Below are 5,296 nucleotides of genomic sequence, written 5' to 3'. Positions count from 1 at the left end.
AAAAGGAGATAATCAATAAAGATAAATACGAAAAATGAAAAAGCAATTTGTTATTCTAAGTGTCATGCTGGCTTCGGTTCTTGGATTCCAGTCCTGTGATATCGAAGAAAATATAATCGATGAGGCCCGTGGAGAGGACTTGTTAATCGACGCGGACGAATTGAGTCTTTTGGCACCGGCCTACAATTCAATGAGAAGGGTCTATGGGCACCGATGGTTTTTTGCGCTGCAGACTTTTTCCGCGGATGAGGGCATGGTTCCCACGAGACAAAGTGATTGGTTCGACGGTGGTACTTTTCAAGAACTGCACAGGCACGATTGGAAGTCGCAACACAGGTATACCACCGAGACATGGGGCCATATAACTACAGGGTTGGCCGATGCTACATTGGCCGTTGATTTCCTGGATGCCGGTACCCAAGAGCATGCAGAGGCCTTGGCCTTATTGGCGCACTATATGTGGGTGGCTTTGGAAGGGTATGGACAAGTGCCTTACCGCGGTATTGACGCTGTTGATTTTAACCAAGACTCACAAATTCTTACCGGGGCGGAAGCCATAAATACTATCATCGGCAACCTGGAATCGGCCATGCCGAACCTGCCCACTGGTAAAAATACGGTACGTTTTACCCAAGATGCCGCAAAATCACTTTTGGCCAGGGTCTATTTGAACAAGGCGGTCTATGAGGATCGATATGCATCGAGCTTTAACTTTGCAAGTGAGGATATGCAAAAGGTCATCGATCTTACCACGGAGATAATAAACAGTGGGACGCATTCCTTGGAAACCGATGACTATTTCAGCATCTTCGATCCTGACAATGAAAACCATCGGGAAATCATTTGGTCCATAAAAAACGAAAATACGTCGGTACAGATTGGAGGTAGAAGTGTTACAAGAAATACCATCAATGGACTGTCCAGAGGCTATATTTATCTCTCACCGGACGGTGATTTTTTAACCGGTTCCGATGCAGGTTGTACTTTACCGGAGTTCTTGGATACGTGGGACACCGAGAACGACCCTAGATATTTTAGGGCCAGCTATCCCAATGAACCAGCCACCATTCCCTTGTCCGATTATAAGGTCCACCGGGGGTTCCTGGAGGGCCAATTATATGGTATAAATAACGATAATGGAACGCCCATTATCAACAATGACCAGACTATTGATATCGTTCCGGTAAAACTTTGGACCAGGGACGAAACCTTTGCAAATCATACCCGGGACGTCAGCTTGATCGCTGAAAGCCAATCCGTAGGGGTAAGGGTATCCAAATGGGGAATCGATGACATAGGCTCAAATAGTGACGACACCAGCACTGATATTGTCGTATTTAGACTGGCCGATATATACCTTATGAGGGCCGAGGCCATATTAAGATCGGGGTCGGGCGGTGATGCCTTGGCCGATGTAAATACCGTTAGAACAGCGCGTGGCGATGCCGATTTTGCCTTGTCCAGTGCCACTTTAGAGGACGTCTATAACGAACGTGGCTTTGAATTCTATTGGGAATACCACAGGAGAACAGATCAGATCCGATTTGGCACATGGGAAGATTCTTGGACCGACAAAACGGATTCAGACCCCAACAAGCGACTGTTCCCGATTCCGCCCGGGCCTTTGGCAACAACGCCTGGGTTGGTACAGAACCCTGGCTACTGACAAAGAGTACTAAATCGTGAAACAGCCCTCCTATATCGACCGATGCTGTAGATTCGGGGCGGCACCTCTTCAATAGGAATGCTCGCAACCGAAGCAGCTAAAAATTTTGGTTTGACGCTAATCGCCACCACACGAAATCCGAAAAAGGAATCGTTGCTGTTGAAAAACGGGGCCTCACAGGGGGTCATCGATGATGGATTTATCACTTCCAAAGTCAGAAAGTTATTTCCAAAAAGGCGTTGACAAAGTATTGGAATTGGTGCAGAATTGGCTGAGGCAAAAAAAGGTTTTGTACCAATAAATCACTTTTTTAACAGTATTACAAAACACCAACTTCCATAAAATCAGTAACTTCAGAATAATCTTTTCAAAAACAACCATATCATGGCATCATTTGCACTAAATATCAACGGAAAAACACAGGAGGTGGACGTTGACCCCAATACTCCCATGCCGATGATCGTGGCCGAGGAACTGGACACCGATTGGAAGGATGTCATCGTGGAACAGGCGCCCCTGAACACCGATATTTTTACCCGCCAATTGGCCGGGGGCAGCCAATCGATCAGGGCAGGCTGGGAAGGGCTGCGAATGGCAGACGCGACAGCAAGGCATATGCTTATTGCCGCAGCCGCCGAAGAATGGAAAGTGGCCGTGGATGAAATTACCACCGATGCGGGAAGGCTGTTTCACAAAGCATCCGATAAATCAATGGGCTATGGCGAAGTAGCTTCAGCAGCCGCAAAGCTAGCTGTTCCAGAGGAAGTAGCCTTGAAAGACGTGAAGGATTTTAAGATCATAGGTACTTCCCGTAAAAACGTGGATGGCCACAAGATTGTCACAGGAAAACCGCTGTGCGGACTGGACATCCAAGGAAGGAATGTTGATCGCCATGACCGTTCATCCACCTGCATTCGGATTGAAATTGAAATCCTACGATGGTTCCGAAGCGAAGAAAATGCCTGGAATAAAAGATGTTTTTACGATCAAGACCTTTAAGGACGACTATACAAAAACTGTATGGAGCCCATGAACTTCTTCGCCGATGTTTCGGAGGACAAAGCCATACTCAAAGGCCCCATTCAGACCCCGGAAATCATGGAAAAAAGTGTCTCCGAAAGATTAGGACTTCCTCTAGTAAAAGTGGACATACAGATGACCCGTATGGGAGGGGGATTCGGTCGACGGCTTTATGGCCATTTTTTAACGGAAGCAGTCTGATTGCCTTCCACGTACGTGCAGGGGGCATACCGGAAAGCCCATTGGCGGCCAACCGTTTCCCCGCCGGTGCGGTAGATAATTATCTCGCAGAGGATTGGAGCATAGATTCCAACATCACGGTCGGGGCTTTCCGGGCACCAAGATCGAACTTTATCGCCGGAGCGGAGCAATCATTTTTGGATGAAGTAGCCGAAGAAGCGGGAAAGGACCCTATCGAGTTTCGGTTGGAACTTTTGAAAAGGGCCCAGGAAAATCCGGTAGGTGAAAACAACGATTACGAAGCGGACCGTTATGCCGGCGTGCTGGAACTGGTCAAGGAAAAATCCGGTTGGGGCAAAGAAGAATCCGGCGTACATCGAGGCGTTTCGGCCTATTTCTGCCATAATAGTTATGTAGCCCAAGTCTTGGACATGGTCATGGACAATGATAAACCCGTAGTTCAAAAAGTAACGGCGGCAATCGATTGTGGTATCGTGGTAAACCCCGATGCGGCCGCCAATTTGGCGGAGGGCGGGGCGGTTGTCGGTATCGGTCATGCCATGTACAGTGCCTTAAGTTTCAAGGATGGAATACCCGAACAAAATAATTTTGACAAATACCGCCTGATTCGCTACAGCGAGGCACCCAACGAAATCGAAACCCATTTTGTTCTGAACGATATTGACCCGACAGGTCTAGGCGAACCGCCGTTTCCACCGATTATGGGCGCATTGGCCAATGTGCTCTATAAAGCTACGGGACAGCGTCATTATCATCAGCCTTTTGTTACCGAGAAGGCAATAGTGGGGTAGATGAGGTGGTTGAGAGGTTAGAAAAAATTCGGCAGTTACACTAAAGCAGCTTTTCAACGTGTTCCCGAAAAGTCTCCCCTACGGAAAGCTCCTTGTCCCCCAGAAAAATACTGTTCTTGCGAATGGCGGTTATCGCATCAATAGCCACTGCATACGATTTATGAATCCGGATGAATTTGTTCGGCGGCAGTTCCATTTCCAATTCTTTGAAACTGGTGCGTACCACCAACGGATGTTCGGCACTCTTTAAATGAAATTTGATGTAATCGCCATAGCCTTTCATCCAAATGATATCGTCAAAAGTTATTTTTACCTGACTGTAATCGGCATTCACGAAAAAATGGTCTTTGGTCGGCTTGTAAGGGACAGTATTTTTTTCGGACCTTAAGTCATGAAGTTCCTTGGCCCGATTACAGGCTTTAATAAAACGTTCCAATGCCACAGGTTTTACGAGGTAGTCCACCACATCGAGGTCATAACTTTCCACGGCATATTGTTTGTAGGCCGTTATAAATATCACGAGCGGCTTTTTCTCAAGGCTGGCGATAAATTGGAGTCCGGTCAGGCCGGGCATCTGAATGTCGATAAATACGAGATCTACGGATTGCATTTGCATTGTTTCCATGGCCTCAAAGGCATTATTGCAGGCCGCCACCAAATTCAGGAAAGGCAGTTTGCTTATGTTGTCCTTTAGCAGCTCTAGCGCCAGAGGCTCGTCATCTATGGCGATACAATTCATCATGGTTCAAATGCTAATTTTAGGGTAACGGTAAACCATGCATCGGTGATATCGATATCGAGGCTGTGGTTCTTGCCGTACAGAAGGTCCAACCTTCGTTGCACATTGGCAAGGCCGATACCGGAAACCTTGTCCTTGGCCTTATCCTCCTCAAGGTATTTGTTTTTTACCCTAAAAGTAAGTTGGTTGTCCAAAGCCTGTAATGAAATATCGATTACGGGGTCTTCTATCATTCCCGTACCGTGTTTAAAGGCGTTTTCCACAAAGGGAATCAAGAGCATAGGTTCTATGGCATGCCAATCTTCCTTGAGGTCCAAATTGATATTTAGGGCAAGTCGATCACCAAAACGAAGTTGTTGTAGATCGATATAGCTCTGCAAATAATCCACCTCGCTTTTCAACAATACCATTTCCTCGTCCGTTTCGTAGAGCATGTATTGCATCAATGAGGATAATTTTAGGATGGTGGGTTCCAGTTTTTCACTTTTCATTCGTACCAGTGCCACAATGTTGTTGAGTACGTTGAATAAAAAATGCGGACTGATCTGGGAACGTAAAAAGGACAGTTCCGTTTTTAGGTTTTCACTTTCACGTTCCTTGGTAGTACGTTCCATTCTAATCCTGTCGGAAACCGTCTTGAAAACAATGCCGATCAAGACAAAAAATAGGAACGGAAGCCCATTGAATATAATCGCTTTGGAAAATAAATAAGGGTTTTCGGTTATTAGAACGCTGTATAGCCATCGGTTGATGAACAGTATTCCGGTAAGTAAGATTATATTGGCCACTACAAAGAAGACTATTTTTCTTCGGTAGAGCAATCTGGGAATCAGAAAGAGGGTGTTCAAGTAGAATGTCGACGCCCAAAAAACGTTCATG

General features: G+C 46.2%; 4 protein-coding genes and 1 pseudogene. 3 read left to right on the top strand and 2 right to left on the bottom strand.

Going from position 1 to position 5,296, the window contains the following annotated elements:
• The first annotated feature begins 34 nt into the window (after nucleotides 1-34).
• The 3 genes and pseudogenes from ACEW8S_RS17540 (at nucleotide 35) to ACEW8S_RS17530 (ending at nucleotide 3,678) form a co-directional block, all read left to right on the top strand.
• Nucleotides 35-1,666 carry a RagB/SusD family nutrient uptake outer membrane protein gene (locus ACEW8S_RS17540; protein WP_373519412.1) on the top strand — a complete coding sequence of 544 codons (1,632 nt, stop codon included), beginning with the start codon at nucleotides 35-37 and terminating at the stop codon, nucleotides 1,664-1,666.
• A 111-nt stretch (nucleotides 1,667-1,777) separates the two neighbouring features.
• Nucleotides 1,778-1,909: a hypothetical protein gene (locus tag ACEW8S_RS17535; RefSeq protein WP_373519411.1), complete on the top strand. Its 132-nt coding sequence runs from the start codon at nucleotides 1,778-1,780 to the stop codon at nucleotides 1,907-1,909.
• A gap of 141 nt (nucleotides 1,910-2,050) precedes the next feature.
• Nucleotides 2,051-3,678 (top strand): annotated as a pseudogene (locus ACEW8S_RS17530) (molybdopterin cofactor-binding domain-containing protein).
• 40 nt (nucleotides 3,679-3,718) lie between these two features.
• On the opposite strand, the gene ACEW8S_RS17525 reads toward ACEW8S_RS17530, so the two are convergent.
• The gene (locus tag ACEW8S_RS17525; protein ID WP_373519410.1) at nucleotides 3,719-4,420 is read right to left on the bottom strand and encodes a LytR/AlgR family response regulator transcription factor; all 702 of its coding nucleotides are present in this window, start codon (nucleotides 4,418-4,420) and stop codon (nucleotides 3,719-3,721) included.
• On the bottom strand, nucleotides 4,417-5,296 hold an 880-nt coding region (locus ACEW8S_RS17520; protein ID WP_373519409.1), incomplete at its 5' end, for a sensor histidine kinase. The genes ACEW8S_RS17525 and ACEW8S_RS17520, both read right to left, overlap by 4 nt.

The organism is Pricia sp., from assembly GCF_041745955.1.
In the GTDB taxonomy this organism is placed as follows: domain Bacteria; phylum Bacteroidota; class Bacteroidia; order Flavobacteriales; family Flavobacteriaceae; genus Pricia.
The sequence above is the reverse complement of the archived record's forward strand: the minus strand, read 5'-3'. Positions and strand labels throughout refer to the sequence as shown.

Coding starts and splice junctions, on each gene's coding strand:
- ACEW8S_RS17525 (WP_373519410.1), bottom strand. CDS start 4,420: ATGATGAATTGTATCGCCATAGATGACGAGCCTCTGGCGCTAGAGCTG.
- ACEW8S_RS17540 (WP_373519412.1), top strand. CDS start 35: ATGAAAAAGCAATTTGTTATTCTAAGTGTCATGCTGGCTTCGGTTCTT.